This is a genomic window from Pacificibacter marinus (assembly GCF_018860665.1).
GTDB classification, from domain to species: domain Bacteria; phylum Pseudomonadota; class Alphaproteobacteria; order Rhodobacterales; family Rhodobacteraceae; genus Celeribacter; species Celeribacter marinus_A.
On sequence record NZ_JAHKPK010000018.1, the window covers coordinates 20,523 to 36,386 of the forward strand.

A 15,864-nucleotide genomic window follows, 5' to 3' on the forward strand; every position below is an offset into this window, starting at 1 on the left:
AACCCCCGAAGATGCGAGAAACAGCATCCGGGGGTTTTCTTTTGTTTTGATTTTGAAAAGCGGCTTAAATCTGGGCGTCAAAGCGCGTGAAAATGGCTTGGCGCTTGAGCCGTTCGTTTGCGATGAAACGCATCACCAAAGTCGCGATATTTTCGCACTTACGGCGTGATTATTTGACGACCGCGACAGTGGTTTTGACTGCGGTTTTTGTTACCTTTGCTGTCGTCTTGACGCCAAGACGCGCTGCGCCGCAACCAGAGATCGCGACGCATAGGGTGAAACACCAGAAAATTTTGATCACTCAGAGCCAGCCTTGGACGGTGCGCGATGCACCGGTAATGTCTTCGCCAACCCCTGCGACGGTGCCACAGGACGCCAAGGTGGTCAGTAGTATCAAAGCAAGTATCGTTTTCATCAGTCTTTCCAGTACCAAACATCAGGTTGCCAACCGGGCCAATCGCCATAGATCGGCAAGGTTTCGGGGAATTTTAACTCTTTTGCATGGGCAAGACGAGAGGTTTTCCATTGATAAAATGGGATAACATAGCGCCCAGAGGTCAAGACGCGATCCAAGGCGCGTGCTGAGGCGACAAAGACCTCATTGTCGGTTGATGACAGCATCGTATCAACCAATGAATCAATCGCCTCTGATTGGATGCCGATGATATTGCGTGAGCCTACGATGTCTGCCGATTCCGACCCCCAATAGGATTTTTGCTCATTACCAGGCGATAGACTCATACCACGCCGTATATTGGTCATGCCGAAATCAAAGGAGGATACCCGCTCAAGGTATTGAGGGCTATCGACCACTGAGACAGTCGGTGTGATGCCAATTTGCTTGAGGGCTGTAACGTAAGTATCTGTGATGGATTGGTTTTCGTCATCACCCACTTTAAGTAAAATCTCAAACGTAAAAGGCTCACCTGCGGCGTTCTTCATCACACCGTCTTGCACCGTCCATCCAGCTTCTTCAAACAAACCCATCGTGCGGCGCAGTGTTTTGCGATCATTTTGCGTGCCATTGGTTTGTGAAAAGCTGTAACCCTCCATAGCGCCCGGCAATAAGTCGTCCGTAAAAGGCGCGAGAAGGTCAGCCACTTTGCCCGTTGCCGGACCGTCTTGCATGCCCAGAACCGAATTCGAGAAATACGATGTAATGCGGTCTTGTTTGGATCCGGTCTGGACTTCATTGATATATTCGAAATTGAACGCCTCGATCAAAGCCTGTCGCACACGCCAATCTTGGAACTGGGGCAGGCGGATGTTCATCGCAAGCCCTGTCATGCCAGAGGGACGTTGATGCGGGATGATGGATTTGATCACATCGCCGCGCTCAACAGCAGGGAAATTGTATTGATCCTCCCATGTTTGCACGTTGAATTCGCGGTGCGCATTCAATTCACCGGCTTTAAAAGCTTCGATAACAAGGCTGGAATCTGTGAAAAATTCCCAACGAATGGTGTCAAGATTGGCCTGACCACGCATGAAAGGCAGGTCTTTGCCCCAATAGTCAGGGTTGCGGGTTAATTCGACAAAATTGCCAGCTTTGAAATCGGAAATCACATAGGGTGCTGACCCAATCGGGATAGTGTCAAAGCCGGATTTGGTGAAATCCTTGCCCTGCCATTGCGCTTTTTTCAAAATAGGGCGCATACCCACAAGTAAGGCCAATTCGCGGTTGTCGGTGTTGAAGGTGAACTTGACCGAATGTGGACCGGTTTGTTCCATCGTTTCAATCTGGCCCCACAAGGAGGCATAACGACCATGGCCTTCGGTCCCCAATTTTTCATATGACCACATGACATCTTCGACAGTCACAGGGCTGCCATCCGAAAACTTAGCTTCGGGGCGCAGGGTAAATTCGGCCCACTCGCGATGAGGTCCGACATCAATCGATTCGGCTAAAACACCGTAGAGCGCGAAAGGTTCGCCATAAGATCGCCCCATCAAGCTTTCTGCCATCATAAATCTAAGCTGCCACGGCGTCGTCCCTTTTTGGATGAAAGGGTTCAAGCTGTCGAAGGTGCCGCCTTCGCCGGTGACGATTTTTCCACCCTTGGGCGCCTCAGGGTCGGCGTAGGGTAGGGACACGAAATCTTGTGGTAGGGCGGGCTCGCCATACATAGCGATGCCATGTTTTGGCTCGGCCAAAACCATCGACCCCGCGAAACACATCGCCAAAGCGGTCGTCGAAGTTAGAATTTTACCGAAAAATTGCGTCGCCATTATTGAAACAATGCCTCCATCCCTGTGGTTTTATTATATCTTAGCTTAGGCCTCTTGGACGGGGGTATCAAACTTTTAGCTTGGATGGCAGCAAAGTTACGCGTATAAAGAGATCACTGCTCGATAGGTTTCTTGCCTGTATGAAACCTGCCTCAATAACTTTGCGCCCGCCTTGTGCGGGCGTTTTTTTTTGCCCGTTTTTGACGAATCCCCAAGCTGGCTTGAGGCATTTGCATCTGCAGCACAGCTTTCTTTGCCCATGTTGGCCACTCACAGACGCCATCCATTTGATCACAAAACCGATTCTTCTGCTTCGCTTTCGATTCCCCTTTGATTTGCGGGTGCAGCATCTATTCTGGTCCTGACGCATGAAAATGATGCACGACAGGAGGAGTAAAAGGATGACTTTAAGCGGTAAAACAGCGGTGATCACGGGATCAAATTCTGGGATCGGCCTTGGGGTGGCGATTGAACTGGCAAAGGCTGGCGCAGATATCGTGCTCAATTCATTCACAGATCGCCCAGAAGATCACGCAATCGCAACCGATATCGCAGCCCAATACGGTGTCAAAGCACGCTACATTGCGGCGGATATGTCAAAAGGGGCCGAGTGCCGTTCTTTGATCGAACAGGCAGGCGTTTGCGATATTTTGGTAAACAACGCGGGCATTCAACATGTCGCCGCGATTGACGAATTTCCAAGCGACAAATGGGATGCTGTCATCGCCATCAATATGAGCTCCGCTTTTCACACCACGGCGGCCGCTTTGCCCATTATGCGCGCTGCTGGATGGGGACGGGTGATCAACATCGCCTCGGCGCATGGTTTGACGGCGTCACCGTATAAATCGGCTTATGTCGCGGCCAAGCATGGCGTTGTGGGGCTGACCAAAGTGACAGCGCTTGAGACAGCCGAGGAAAACATCACCGCCAATGCGATTTGCCCTGGCTATGTATTGACGCCACTGGTCGAAGCGCAAATTCCGAATACGATGGAAAAATACGGTATGGACCGCGAAACGGTCATTCGTGAAGTTCTGCTGGAACGTCAGCCGTCAAAAGCCTTCGCAACGGTGGAACAGCTTGGTGGGACATGTGTGTTCTTGGCTTCTGACGCAGCCGCACAGATGACGGGAACGACACTGTCCATAGATGGCGGCTGGACTGCATTATAGTCGTCGGGTTTATCTGACGGGTGTTGTGCCGCGCCTTAATTTTTGGGCGGCGCAATACCATCTTTGCCGTTTGGATAGACAAGCCCTGCTGAAATTACCAATTTTGCGGCATCCTCAACTGTCATATCAAGAATTTTGACCTCTGACTTTGGGAAAAACAATAAGAATCCCGAAGTCGGATTAGGTGTTGTTGGCACGAAGATTGAGATCAGCGGATCATCGTCATCCGCGATGGCTGCAACTTCGCCCTTGGCCGTCGTCGATACAAAGCCAATTGCCCATGTACCTTTGCGTGGATATTCAACCATACACGCTTGATCAAAGGATGATTCGGATTGCGCGAATACCGTTTCTGCGATTTGTTTCAATCCGTTATAGATCGAGCTTACCACAGGCGTGCGATCAACAACTGACTCGGCCCATTTGATGAAAGAGCGGCCCAAAAGTCCTTTGGCCAGCCAACCAACGACCACAGTGAAAATTAAAAAAATAACAACACCAATGCCGCGTACGTTGACGGGCAATTGGTTGGCCGGGTCATGGTAGCCTAAAAGTCGATTTATAACCTCACCGGGATGATAGGCGCGGGGCACAAAATTGAGCACCCAGCCATCGAACCAACCCGTTACAGTCCAAATCAAATAGGCGGTTAGGCCAATGGGAGCGACGACAACCAATCCGGTAAAAAATGATGCTCGCAAAGCAGCAAACATTGTACGGCGCGGAGCAGGCGTTGGAGTCGGGTCGTCGAACGGGTTGGTCATAATCTCAAAGCATACCTAAAGGGGCGTGATCGCCAGTTAATTGGAACCTAGGCACACAACATGACAGACACAATGACAGCTGCGGCCTAAATATCCATTTAGGGACGAAAAATTGAGCTTATGCACATAAAGCGCGCGCAATCTGTGATGCCAAGCGCGCATTGTTGCGTACAAGGGCGATATTCGCAGTCAGCGAACGTCCCTCGGTCAGCTCAAACATGCGTTGTAACAAAAACGGTGTGACCTGTTTGGCGGCGATGCCTTGGGTTTCTGCTTCTGATAGGGCTTGCTCAATATACGGTGTAATCTCATCAACCGAAATCTCGTCAGCAGCGGGAATCGGGTTGGCAATAAGTTGCCCGCCCGGGAGGCCCAAAAGGCCACGCATCACGGCAGATTTTGCGATGTCAGCAGCCGTATCCAAACGCAAGGGCGCTGTGAAATCAGAGGCGCGCGACCAAAAAGCGGGCAGGGTGTCTTGACCGTAAGCGATGACAGGAACACCTTGGGTTTCAAGCACTTCCATGGTCTTAGGAATGTCCAAAATCGCCTTGGGACCTGCGGCCACAACCGTTACAGGCGTTTGCGCCAATTCCAAAAGATCGGCGGATATGTCAAATGTCGTCTCAGCACCGCGATGTACGCCACCAATGCCGCCGGTGGCAAAGACTTTGATGCCAGCCAGATGCGCTGCAATCATCGTCGCTGCCACTGTGGTCGCACCGGTGCCGCCGGTGGCAATGCAGACGGCCATGTCTGCGCGCGACAGTTTGGCGACGTTTTTGGCTTGGCCAAGGCTTTCCAATTCTGCGTCCGTCAGGCCCACATGAATAACGCCATCCAGCACTGCAATGGTCGCAGGTGTGGCACCTTGTTCGCGCACATCAGATTCCACGATACGCGCGGTTTCAACGTTTTGCGGATAGGGCATACCGTGGGTAATGATGGTGCTTTCCAGCGCCACAATGGCTGTGCCTGCATCTTTTGCGGCTTGGACGTCTGGCGATAGAACGAGAGGAAGAGAGGTCATATGTCGGTGTCTCCTGAGACATAGAGTGCAGCCGCATCAATGGCTTGATTGAGGGCGTTGATGTGGCTTGCGCCCGCCAGTTCAGCCGCAATATGCGCGGCCATAAAGGTATCGCCCGCGCCAGTGACGCGAGCCACCATAACGGGGGGCGGTGTTTGGGTGATAATTGTATCGCCTGTGGCCATGGTCGCATCTTTGCTGCCATTGGTGACCAACACACGGTGCGCACCTTTGGCGATCAAAGCGCAGGCGCCGTCACGTGAGCTGTCGAAACTTTGATGGCACAACAGGCCGGCCTCTTCCAAGTTGACGTAAAGCGTCGCTTTGGGGTGTTTGAGCAATGGCAATAGGCGCTCGGCTTTGCCGGGGCTGGCTGGCGCCACGCGCAGATCGGCTTGGCTAAACAAGGGCGAGCTGGCGATATCGCGCAGCAAAGCGGTTGTGAGATTGCCGTCCAGCGCTACAGGCCCGCTATAAGGCGTGCTCTGGGAACCTAATCGCCCATCTGATAAGGGGCGCAGGATCTTATCACCTGCAGCTTCCAAAGAATGCGCATCCGCAATCGCGGCAATCAGCCCATTCGCGCCCTCAACGGCCATATAGATGTCTGTCGGCAAGTCGTCCGAACGATATATATAGTCTGTACCGATGTTACGCACCTGTGCGGCTTTGATCAGCTCGTCGCCCTGTGCGTCGCGGCCAACCGCCGTCAACAAATCAGGCGTCAACCCAAAGCGCGATAGAGCCATAGCGATATTCATCGCAACGCCGCCTGGCACGCGAATAATCCGCCCCGGCACGTCAGATCCGACGCGCATAGAGCGGTCAGAACGACCTATAACGTCCCAAAGGACCGACCCGATGCAAAGGATATGTGTTGTCTGTGTCATACGGCGTATTGCAGCAATTTTTGACCAAATGGCAAGGGTTTCGCCACGGCGCGCGATGGAAAATCCGATCACAGGTCTTTTATTTGCCGTTGAGCGCTAAAAAACATCTAAAATCACGCGAATTACGGCTTATTCTCTTGCGCAAACGGGAAAGCCACCCTATTAGCTGCGTCACTTCACAGGCGGAGGCGGGCCCTCAAGGGAGAAATCCTTGAACGGTCCACCGGTTGGGGCATCAGCTCTGAAGACCCTCCGCTCAGGTATAAACCGGAAAAGGAACATGAATATGGCTCTTCCAGAATTCACAATCCGTCAGCTGCTTGAAGCTGGCGTTCACTATGGTCACCAAACTCAGCGTTGGAACCCGCGTATGCAGGAGTTCATCTACGGTGAGCGGAACGGCATCCACATCTTCGATCTGACACAAACTGTTCCAATGCTTGACCAAGCGTTGAAAGTTGTGCGCGACACTGCTGCCAAAGGCGGCCGTATTCTTTTCGTTGGTACCAAACGCCAAGCTGCTGGTCCTGTTGCTGAAGCTGCTGAAAAATGCGCACAGTACTACATGAACCACCGTTGGTTGGGTGGCACGCTGACAAACTGGAAAACTGTTTCCCAGTCCATCTCGCGCCTCAAAATGATCGACGAAAAACTTGAGTCTGGCGCCGAAGGCTTGACCAAGAAAGAGCGTCTTGGCATGGAACGTGATCAAGCGAAATTGCAAGCCTCTTTGGGCGGTATCCGCGACATGGGCGGCGTGCCTGATTTGATCTTCGTGATCGACGTCAACAAAGAAGACCTCGCAATCCTTGAAGCAAACAAGCTCGGCATTCCTGTTGTTGCTGTTGTCGACTCTAACTGCCCACCAGCAGGCGTTGACTACGTGATCCCAGGCAACGATGACGCGTCACGCGCGATCACATTGTACTGTGACCTCGTTGCGCGTGCGGCTCTTGACGGTATGACAGAGCAAATGGGCGCTGCTGGCGTTGATTTCGGTGCCTTCGAAGAAGCACCAGTTGAAGAAGTTGTAGCTGAAGCGTAATCGCTTCAAAAACGTTACACACATGTTACGGGGGCAGGGTACACCCGCCCCCGATCCCATTTCAATTCTAGGAGAACCGGCATGGCAATCACTGCTGCAATGGTTAAAGAACTGCGCGAAGCAACAGCTGCAGGCATGATGGACGCGAAAAAAGCACTCGTTGAGTGTGATGGTGACATGGAGGCCGCTGTTGACTGGCTTCGCACCAAAGGCTTGGCAAAAGCCGCTAAAAAATCTGGCCGTACAGCAGCTGAAGGCCTTGTGGCTGTTGCTGTGTCCGGTGGCAAAGGTGTTGCGGTTGAAGTGAACTCTGAAACTGACTTCGTTGGTAAAAACGCTGAATTCCAAGCCATGGTAGGGTCCATCGCAGGTGCGGCTTTGGCTGTGAATACAGTTGAAGAGCTTTCTGCGGCTGACATCGGTGGTAAATCCGTTGCTGAAACGATCACTGATAAAGTTGCGACAATCGGCGAAAACATGGCTTTGCGCCGCATGGCTGCGCTCGAAGGTGACGTGGTTGTGTCCTACGTGCACAACGCGGCGACTGACGGCATGGGCAAAATCGGTGTTCTTGTGGCACTTAAAGGTGGCGATGAAGCCTTCGGTAAACAGGTTGCGATGCACATCGCGGCTGTGAACCCTGCGTCCTTGTCCGAAGCTGATCTTGACGCGGCTGTTGTTGAAAAAGAAAAGCAAGTTCAGATCGATATTGCACGTGAATCTGGCAAGCCAGAAGCTGTAATCGAAAAAATGATCGTGGGCCGTATGAAGAAATTCATCGCGGAATCCACATTGCTTGGTCAAGCTTTCGTTGTGAACCCTGACCTGACTGTTGCACAAGCGGCAACTGAAGCAGGCGCAGAAATCACTGGCTTTGTACGTCTTGAAGTTGGCGAAGGCATTGAAAAAGTTGCTGAAGACTTTGCCGCAGAAGTTGCGAAAACAATGAACAGCTAAGGCATTACGCTTTAACGTTTATGATTGCATAGGGAAGGGGGCGCAGATTTGCGTCCCCTTTTCGTTATGAAAAGCGGGAACAGTGGCGATGTTTACGTTACTAAGTCCTATCATCATCGATGGTCACAAAATGAAAAACGCAGTCCCCCGAAAGGAACTGCGCTCAAATCAACCTGCTGCATAAACTGTCGGGATGAGGGTTGTATGCAGCTTCACGATCTTAAAGGATCACTTTGTCCAAATAAACAAGTGACCCAAATGTGCTGGCGAACCAGCAAGACTGGATAAGCTAAATATAGGCGATCTCCAGTCCAAAATACCTTAGAGGGTAAACCTCTTTGTTAAGGTGATTAATAATGCAACATTGACGCTAGGTAACGAAAGTGGGGAAAACCATACCTTGAGCTTAAAGAAAACCTAACGGTCGCGATAGAAATCTAAAGCCTGTAGAACTGGTTTAACAGTGACGCTTTTAATATGGCCTGAGCTGTCGTCTCGACGTCCAAAGCATCACGCGCGAGCTTTAAGTGCTTTTCGACTGTGGCTGTCGTAAGACCCATAATCTGCGCCACGTCTGCAGACGTTTTCCCATCGCCGACCCATTCCAAAACTTCACGCTGGCGTGCTGTTAGCCTCCTTAAATCAAAGGGGAGCGAAATTATTTTTAGGTGAGAAACCTCACATAATATTTTGATTTCCGGTCCATATTTCGTCCAGATGGCATCAGCTTGTTCTTGAGTGCCAACAAATGGTGACATCGATAACCCGATCGCGCCTTTGGACCGCGTCGTCGCGTTGCTAAAGCCAATCGTATATCCATTGACCACGCCAAACGAGCGATTGAATTCAACGGTTTCACGCGCTTTTTCATCCAATGTGTCATAAACCTCATCGATATAGGCCCATGAACAGACACCAGCGTTCTGCGCAGCCCAAGTCACTAAGGGGCCATGTTTGTAACGCCCGTCGTAGAAGTACCCTTTGACATAATCTGGCCCAAGGTTGGTTAACACAAGATGATCGGTGGTGTCACCAAACCCGTTTTCGGTGTGAAATCGAGTGAAGCCATATAAGACGTTTTGAAATCCCAAGGATTGAAGTTTCAAAAGTAAGACTTCCCAAACACCTTCAATCGTTGTTGCGGTCAAGATTCCATTGAGTGTTATGGTCATATGTGCCTTTAAACTCATTACAAACCTCTAATACTGTTTACTTGGCCAAACTACGCATGCGATGCGTTTAGCGCAATAATCGTTAACGGTTTTGCTACAAGAATGCGTTTGGTGTGAGGCGTTATAAAAAGCGCCATTTTTGTTATTTTGGAAATCAAATTAAATTACATAATACCAATTATAAGAATAACGCTAATAGGAGGACAAGTGCCACCCTCAACTACAATACTTGTAAGAAACCGATCGCCTATTCAACGAATAGCGAACAATTGGCCTCAGATATGGAAATAGCGCCAAGATCTAAATCCCCGCGCTATTTCTTTATGATGGTGCTGTCTCAACCTAAGAAATAGATTAGCCGAGTGCGTAGCCTGCGCCGCGGACTGTTCGTACTGGGTCTTCGCCGCCATGTTGACACAGAGCTTTGCGCAGACGTCCGATATGGACATCGACTGTACGCGTATCGACATAGATATCACGCCCCCAAACCCGATCCAGCAACTGTTCACGCGACCAGACACGGCCTGGTTTTTCCATGAAGGTGGTCAACAGACGAAACTCGGTCGGACCAAGTTTCAAGGCACTGTCAGAACGCGTCACTTTGTGAGTTTCTGCATCCAAGCGGATGTCATCAAACGACAACACCTGCCCCACCGCTGATGGACGCACGCGACGCAATTGCGTGCGCACGCGGGCCATCAATTCGATGACAGAATAGGGTTTGACCACATAGTCATCCGCACCCGTTTCCAAGCCCCGCACGCGGTCGACGTCTTCGGACCGTGCGGACAACATGATGATCGGGATTTGGCGGGTCTCTGCGCGCGATTTCAACCGACGGCAGATTTCGATGCCAGACACACCGGGCAACATCCAATCGAGAACGATGATGTCCGGCGCCTCCTCATTTACAAACATCAAAGCATCATCGCCGTTTTCGGCTTTGGTGACCTGAAACCCTTCGGATTCAAAATTATAGCCCAAGACTTCACGTTGCGCTGGTTCATCTTCGACAAGCAAAACATGAGGACGATCGACAGACATCAGAGCGTCTCCATATCCATATCAGTGTGAGAGGTCAGATCGCCCTTTGGACGGCTTTCCTCAGGCAATTCGCCCGTCACAAGATAGATCACTTGCTCGGCAATCGAGGTGGCATGATCGCCCATGCGTTCGATGTTTTTAGCGATGAAATGCAGGTGCATACAGGCTGAGATATTGCGTGGGTCTTCCATCATATAGGTCAGGAATTCGCGAAACAAAGCGTTGTACATTTGGTCAACGTCAAGGTCACGTTGGCGCACTTGCTCGGCAACTTCTGCGTCGCGCTGGATGTAGGCATCAAGCGCAAGTTTGAGCATTTCTTCAACTTCGCGCGCCATGCGGCGGATAGAGGCACCTGCCCCTGTGATCGGCTGCATATCGGCCAAAACACCTGTACGCTTAGCCAAGTTTTTCGCGTAATCACCGCAACGTTCCAAATTGCCTGCGATTTTCATCACAGTCAAAACAGTGCGCAAGTCGCCCGCCGCAGGGGATCGCAATGCGATAACGCGGGCCGCTTCTTCGTTGATTTTCTCTTCCAAAGCATCGATGGCTTTGTCAGAGGCGCGCACTTTTGCGGCCAGCTCGACATCACGTTCTTCCAAGGCTTGCGCCGCAGAGGTGATGTTTGCTTCGACCATGCCGCCCATTTTCATGATCAGGGCTTGGATGGCTTCTAGGTCGCGATCAAAAACGGACGCGATGTGTTTTTCATTTGTCATAGAAGTTACTCCTTAACCGATCCGGCCAGTGATGTAGGACTCTGTACGCGGGTCCTGGGGATTGGTAAAAATTTGGCCTGTTTCGCCGTATTCAACAAGGTTTCCGAGGTGGAAGAAGGCTGTTTTTTGGCTCACACGCGCAGCTTGTTGCATAGAGTGCGTGACGATCACCACAGAGAAGTTTTCGCGCAACTCGTCGATCAGCTCTTCGACCTGAGCGGTGGCAATTGGGTCGAGCGCAGAACATGGCTCATCCATCAACAGAACCTCTGGTTCCGTAGCCACAGCGCGGGCAATACACAAACGCTGTTGCTGACCACCTGAAAGGCCTGTGCCCGGTGCGTGCAGACGATCTTTCACCTCGTTCCAAATCGCACCACGACGTAGGGATTTTTCAACGATTTCGTCAAGATCCGCCTTGGTGCGCGCCAATCCGTGAATACGTGGGCCATAAGCCACGTTGTCGTAGATTGATTTCGGGAACGGGTTCGGTTTTTGGAACACCATGCCAACTTTGGCACGCAATTGAACAGGATCAACACGCTTGTCGTAGATGTCTTCACCTTCGATTTGGATAGACCCTTCAACGCGACAAATATCGATCGTGTCATTCATCCGGTTCAGGCAACGCAAGAATGTAGATTTGCCGCAACCAGACGGACCAATAAAGGCGGTCACAGTCTTATCTTTGATCTCGACATTCACGTCTTTGATCGCATGGGTGTCGCCGTAGTAGACTTGCACACCTTTGGCGGAAATTTTAATGTCGTTCATGTCAACGTCTCTTTTCACAATTCGCATATCGTTCATTTTGTTACCCTTTCCTACCAGCGACGCTCAAAGCGGCGGCGTAGAATAATTGCGATGATGTTCATTGTCAGAAGGAAAGCCAGCAAGACGATGATACCGCCCCATGCTTTTTCATAAAAACCAGCATCAGCGCGTGCGGCCCAAGTGTAGATCTGTGCAGGCATTGCAGAGTTCGGGTCAAGGAAGCCACTAACGACTCCATCAGGGAATTCGCGAGCCACAAAGCCGACCATCCCGATGAGCAATAGTGGTGCAGATTCACCCAAGGCCTGCGCCAAGCCAATGATTGTCCCCGTCAGAATGCCAGGCATAGCGAGTGGCAACACATGGTGGAACACGGATTGCATCTTAGACGCGCCAATCCCCAAAGCCGCATCACGAATGGATGGCGGTACAGCTTTTAGCGATGCGCGTGTCGAGATGATAATCGTTGGCAGTGTCATCAGGGTCAAAACCAAACCACCAACAAGGGGGGCTGATTGTGGCATGTGCATAAACTGAATGAATACGGACAGGCCCAGAATACCAAACACGATGGACGGCACAGCAGCGAGGTTTGAGATGTTCACTTCCACAATATCTGTGAACTTGTTTTGCGGTGCGAACTCTTCGAGGTAGATGGACGCGGCAACACCGATCGGCAAACTGAGAAGCAAAACAACCAGCATCATAAAGAATGACCCAATAGCCGCAGCACCAATGCCAGCGCCACCGGGGTTATCAACACCCGCATCTGTGCCCTTGATAAAGGCCCAGTTGAAACGGCTCGTCAAAATATCTGCTTCAGTCAATGCATCAATGATATCAAGGTCGGTTTTGACCAAGAAACGGCTGTCCACCAGGCTTTCACGATCTACACGGCCTTTGAAATACCCTTCAACGCGCGACGATGTTTGCAATTGGAATGTAACGGGGCGTCCAATATCGTCAAGGTTCTCACGGTAATGCCCGCGAATGTCGCCGCCGACCTTGCCCAAGATGCGTTCAATCGCATCAGAGTCGTAAGCCACCTCTACACCGCGTTCATCCAAAGCGTCACTGAAGTTTTGGATGAAAATATCAGTATATGCAGCTGTTTTAAGCATTTTGCTTTCAGCGGCATCATAATCTTCTTGCGACAAGGTCACTTCGAGCTCGGCCACATATTGTGTGAAGGCCGGCAGGCCTGAACGCAGGATAGAAAACGCAAGAGAGGCAAGAAAAAGAACACCGATTGAGATTGCAATAATACCGTAGGCGCGAAACCGTGCCTCTGAGGCGTTTCTTTTTTTGGTGCGCGGATCCGCGACCATAAGTGAGCCGTGTGAAATACGGCCGTTTGAGGCTGATTGATCAGACATTAGTCGTATTGCTCCCGGTATTTACGAACAATGATAAGGGCAACAACGTTCAGCGCGAGTGTGATAACAAAAAGTGTCATCCCCAGCGCAAAGGCCACCATCGTTTCAGGACTGTTAAATTCACCGTCACCCGTAAGCTGGCTGACGATTTTAGCGGTGACTGTGGTCATAGCTTCGAGTGGGTTAAGTGACAGGCTGGCCGCGGCCCCTGCCCCAAGCACCACGATCATGGTCTCACCAATGGCGCGTGACGCAGCCAAAAGAACCGCTCCAACGATGCCCGGCAAGGCCGCCGGCAAAATCACTTGGCGAATGGTTTCAGACTGGGTTGCGCCCAGACCATAAGATCCATCACGCATCGCCTGTGGCACGGCGTTGATGATGTCATCAGACAAAGACGACACGAATGGGATCAGCATGATGCCCATCACCAAACCCGCGGTCATCGCGGCCGTTCCACCTGACATCCAATTCACACCCAATAGCCCATCAGCGCCAAAGATATTGACCAAAAGTGGGCCTACGGTAAGCAAAGCAAAGAGACCGTAAACAATGGTCGGAATGCCCGCGAGAACTTCGAGGACAGGTTTTGCGATAGAGCGTACAGAATTAGAAGCGTACTCAGACAGGTAAATCGCAGCAAAAAGACCAAGTGGGACAGCGACAACCAATGCGATGATGGAAATGTAGAGTGTCCCCCAGATCAGTGGCAAAAAGCCCAGATCAGATGCGCCACCGCGACCAGAAAAGCTTGGTTCCCAACGTGTGCCAAAGAAAAAGTCAGCACCCGGAAAGGATTCAAAAAAGTCGATTGTGTTAAAGATCAAGCTGAAGACAATGCCCAAAGTGGTCAAAACCGCGATGGAAGCTGCAGCAATTAACAAGACAAGAATACCACGCTCAACAACATTGCGGGCGCGGAAATCTTTGTCGGTTTGTTTCAAGGCATATCCGAACCCCGCCGCTGCAATCAGCAACACAACGATGCCGCGGACCATATTGCCTGTACCAGACAAGGCACGGAATTTTTGCGCCGCTTCCAATGTTGTTTGCGTTACAGTCGATCCGACAGCAACACCAACGCTGGCAAGGCGCTCGCGCACGTTGGTAAAGTCTACACGAACATCACTCGCAGCCTCGCGGCTCATTGCCCCTTGGGCGACAGCGACATCAAGACCATCCGCAACGCGGCGGACATCTGCCATCATAAGGGAACGGGACGATCCTTCTGCAACATCTGTGTTGCTGATCATTCCCAGAACAGATTGTTCAATAAGCAACGGTTGAACGGTCATCCAAATGACCAAAACCAAAAGCGATGGAACCAAAACCAATAGGGCAACATTTTGCCCGTAGTAGCTCTTTAATGAATGCAAAAGACGCAGATCGCCATCTGCTGAGGCCATCGCTCTGCGAACCCCCAACACGTAGCCAACCACGGCAAGTGCGCCAACGAGAGCGACAATTAAAAGCGTAGACATGTGCATGGGCCCCCCAGCACCAGAGATATCAAATCCAACGACTAGTGCCTGAATATTGGCGCCGTTGGGGTGGTTCGGGTGGCCCTATAACAAGGCCACCCAAGTCGAAAAGGCTAGATTATTTTACAGCCAATGTCTCTTCAGCAGCGACAGACGCTTGTGTTGCTGCAAGCTCAGGGTCAGATACGAGACCGTATTGAGCCAATGGGCCGTCTGGGCCAGCAACTTCGTTAGAGATAAAGAATTGTGCGAATTCTTTAACGCCTGGGATAACGCCGATGTGTGCTTTTTTCACGAAGAAGTACAATGGACGAGACACTGGGTAGTCACCAGATGCGATTGTTTCTGTTTTAGGAACAACGCCGCCCATTGTTGCAACTTTAAGTGAGTCTGTGTTGTTCTCGTAGAATGCGAGACCAAATACGCCAACACCGTTCGGGTTTGCTTCGATACGTGCGAGTGTTTCTGTGTAGTCGCCGTCGATGTCGACAGTGATACCGTTGCCGCGTACTGCAAGACAGGCGCTTTCTGCGTCATCTTCGGACATGCCACCAGCAACCATTGCGTCAAACGCGCCAGTTTCTTCACAGCCAACCAACAGTACTTTTTCTTCAAACACTTCGCGTGTGCCGTGCTTGGTGCCCGGAATGAATGCGTTGATGTCAACGGCTGGCAGTTCAGCGTTGAAGTCAGCCCATTGTGTGTGCGGGTTGGCAATAACTTCGCCGTCAACCAGAACATTTGCGCCAAGAGCGTTGAAGATGTCAGTTGGTTCAAACGTTGTGAATGCTGGGCCGTCGATTTGGGATGCAAATACGATGCCGTCGTAACCGATTTTAACTTCGATGATGTCAGTCACACCGTTTTCGAGGCAAAGCGCGATGTCGCTGTCACGGATTGGACGTGAAGAGTTTGCGATGTCGATTGTGTTTTCGCCAACGCCTTCACAGAAGCGCTTAAGACCAGCAGATGAGCCACCGGATTCAACAACGGGTGTCGGGAAGTCAAAGTTGTCGCCAAACGCTTCAGCGACGATAGAAGCGTATGGGAGAACTGTGGAAGAACCAGCAACTTGAACGTTATCACGTGCGGCTGCGGCAGTTACAGACATAGCGGAGATCGCCAGCGCTGAGGCGGAAAGTTTAACAAAGGACATATGTAGCTCCTGAAATTCATATCATGAGAGGCGTTTCGTTTCTCTCTCA

The 15,864-nt window shown here is 51.2% G+C and carries 16 protein-coding genes; 3 read left to right on the plus strand and 13 right to left on the minus strand.

Going from position 1 to position 15,864, the window contains the following annotated elements; all coding sequences use genetic code 11:
* Positions 1 to 301: 301 nt before the first annotated feature.
* The 3 genes from KO497_RS04615 to KO497_RS04625 all read right to left on the minus strand — a co-directional run bounded on the left by KO497_RS04615 (position 302) and on the right by KO497_RS04625 (position 2,579).
* On the minus strand, positions 302 to 415 hold the full coding sequence (locus tag KO497_RS04615; protein ID WP_215942799.1) for an entericidin EcnA/B family protein: 114 nt from the start codon (positions 413 to 415) through the stop codon (positions 302 to 304).
* Positions 415 to 2,229: an extracellular solute-binding protein gene (locus KO497_RS04620; protein WP_215942800.1), complete on the minus strand. Its 1,815-nt coding sequence runs from the start codon at positions 2,227 to 2,229 to the stop codon at positions 415 to 417. The genes KO497_RS04615 and KO497_RS04620 overlap by 1 nt, the downstream gene beginning before the upstream one ends.
* A gap of 152 nt (positions 2,230 to 2,381) precedes the next feature.
* Positions 2,382 to 2,579 (minus strand): hypothetical protein, encoded by a 198-nt coding sequence (locus KO497_RS04625; RefSeq protein ID WP_215942801.1) that lies wholly within the window; start codon positions 2,577 to 2,579, stop codon positions 2,382 to 2,384.
* Positions 2,580 to 2,630: 51 nt separating this feature from the next.
* Between KO497_RS04625 and KO497_RS04630 the strand changes: the two genes are divergently transcribed.
* Positions 2,631 to 3,404, plus strand: coding sequence for a 3-hydroxybutyrate dehydrogenase (locus KO497_RS04630; protein WP_215942802.1), 774 nt, complete (start codon positions 2,631 to 2,633; stop codon positions 3,402 to 3,404).
* 35 nt (positions 3,405 to 3,439) lie between these two features.
* Here KO497_RS04630 and KO497_RS04635 read toward each other — a convergent pair whose 3' ends face one another.
* From KO497_RS04635 to KO497_RS04645, 3 genes are all read right to left on the minus strand, one after another.
* Positions 3,440 to 4,168, minus strand: a complete 729-nt coding sequence (locus KO497_RS04635) for a DUF502 domain-containing protein (RefSeq protein WP_215942803.1) — start codon at positions 4,166 to 4,168, stop codon at positions 3,440 to 3,442.
* Positions 4,169 to 4,286: 118 nt separating this feature from the next.
* A complete protein-coding gene (locus tag KO497_RS04640; protein WP_215942804.1) occupies positions 4,287 to 5,198 on the minus strand; it encodes a pseudouridine-5'-phosphate glycosidase in 912 nt (303 codons plus the stop codon).
* Positions 5,195 to 6,088: a PfkB family carbohydrate kinase gene (locus KO497_RS04645; RefSeq protein WP_215942805.1), complete on the minus strand. Its 894-nt coding sequence runs from the start codon at positions 6,086 to 6,088 to the stop codon at positions 5,195 to 5,197. Before KO497_RS04645 ends, KO497_RS04640 begins: the two co-directional genes overlap by 4 nt.
* 286 nt (positions 6,089 to 6,374) lie before the next feature.
* Between KO497_RS04645 and rpsB the strand changes: the two genes are divergently transcribed.
* On the plus strand, positions 6,375 to 7,133 hold the full coding sequence (gene rpsB, locus KO497_RS04650; RefSeq protein WP_215942806.1) for a 30S ribosomal protein S2: 759 nt from the start codon (positions 6,375 to 6,377) through the stop codon (positions 7,131 to 7,133).
* A gap of 81 nt (positions 7,134 to 7,214) precedes the next feature.
* Positions 7,215 to 8,090: a translation elongation factor Ts gene (tsf, locus tag KO497_RS04655; protein ID WP_215942807.1), complete on the plus strand. Its 876-nt coding sequence runs from the start codon at positions 7,215 to 7,217 to the stop codon at positions 8,088 to 8,090.
* A gap of 437 nt (positions 8,091 to 8,527) precedes the next feature.
* Here the strand turns inward: tsf and KO497_RS04660 are convergent, their stop codons facing one another.
* From KO497_RS04660 to KO497_RS04690, 7 genes are all read right to left on the minus strand, one after another.
* Positions 8,528 to 9,280: a helix-turn-helix transcriptional regulator gene (locus KO497_RS04660; protein ID WP_215942808.1), complete on the minus strand. Its 753-nt coding sequence runs from the start codon at positions 9,278 to 9,280 to the stop codon at positions 8,528 to 8,530.
* A gap of 336 nt (positions 9,281 to 9,616) precedes the next feature.
* Complete coding sequence (gene phoB / locus KO497_RS04665) at positions 9,617 to 10,306, minus strand: phosphate regulon transcriptional regulator PhoB (RefSeq protein ID WP_215942809.1); 690 nt, start codon at positions 10,304 to 10,306, stop codon at positions 9,617 to 9,619.
* The gene (phoU, locus tag KO497_RS04670; RefSeq protein WP_215942810.1) at positions 10,306 to 11,028 is read right to left on the minus strand and encodes a phosphate signaling complex protein PhoU; all 723 of its coding nucleotides are present in this window, start codon (positions 11,026 to 11,028) and stop codon (positions 10,306 to 10,308) included. The genes phoB and phoU overlap by 1 nt, the downstream gene beginning before the upstream one ends.
* Positions 11,029 to 11,040: 12 nt before the next feature.
* Positions 11,041 to 11,838 carry a phosphate ABC transporter ATP-binding protein PstB gene (pstB, locus tag KO497_RS04675; protein ID WP_215942811.1) on the minus strand — a complete coding sequence of 266 codons (798 nt, stop codon included), beginning with the start codon at positions 11,836 to 11,838 and terminating at the stop codon, positions 11,041 to 11,043.
* 14 nt (positions 11,839 to 11,852) lie between these two features.
* Entirely contained in the window at positions 11,853 to 13,178 is a 1,326-nt protein-coding gene (gene pstA / locus KO497_RS04680) for a phosphate ABC transporter permease PstA (RefSeq protein WP_215942812.1), read from the minus strand.
* Positions 13,178 to 14,659 (minus strand): phosphate ABC transporter permease subunit PstC, encoded by a 1,482-nt coding sequence (gene pstC / locus KO497_RS04685; protein WP_215942813.1) that lies wholly within the window; start codon positions 14,657 to 14,659, stop codon positions 13,178 to 13,180. Before pstC ends, pstA begins: the two co-directional genes overlap by 1 nt.
* A 118-nt stretch (positions 14,660 to 14,777) precedes the next feature.
* On the minus strand, positions 14,778 to 15,815 hold the full coding sequence (locus KO497_RS04690; protein WP_215942814.1) for a substrate-binding domain-containing protein: 1,038 nt from the start codon (positions 15,813 to 15,815) through the stop codon (positions 14,778 to 14,780).
* Between the last annotated feature and the right edge of the window lie 49 nt (positions 15,816 to 15,864).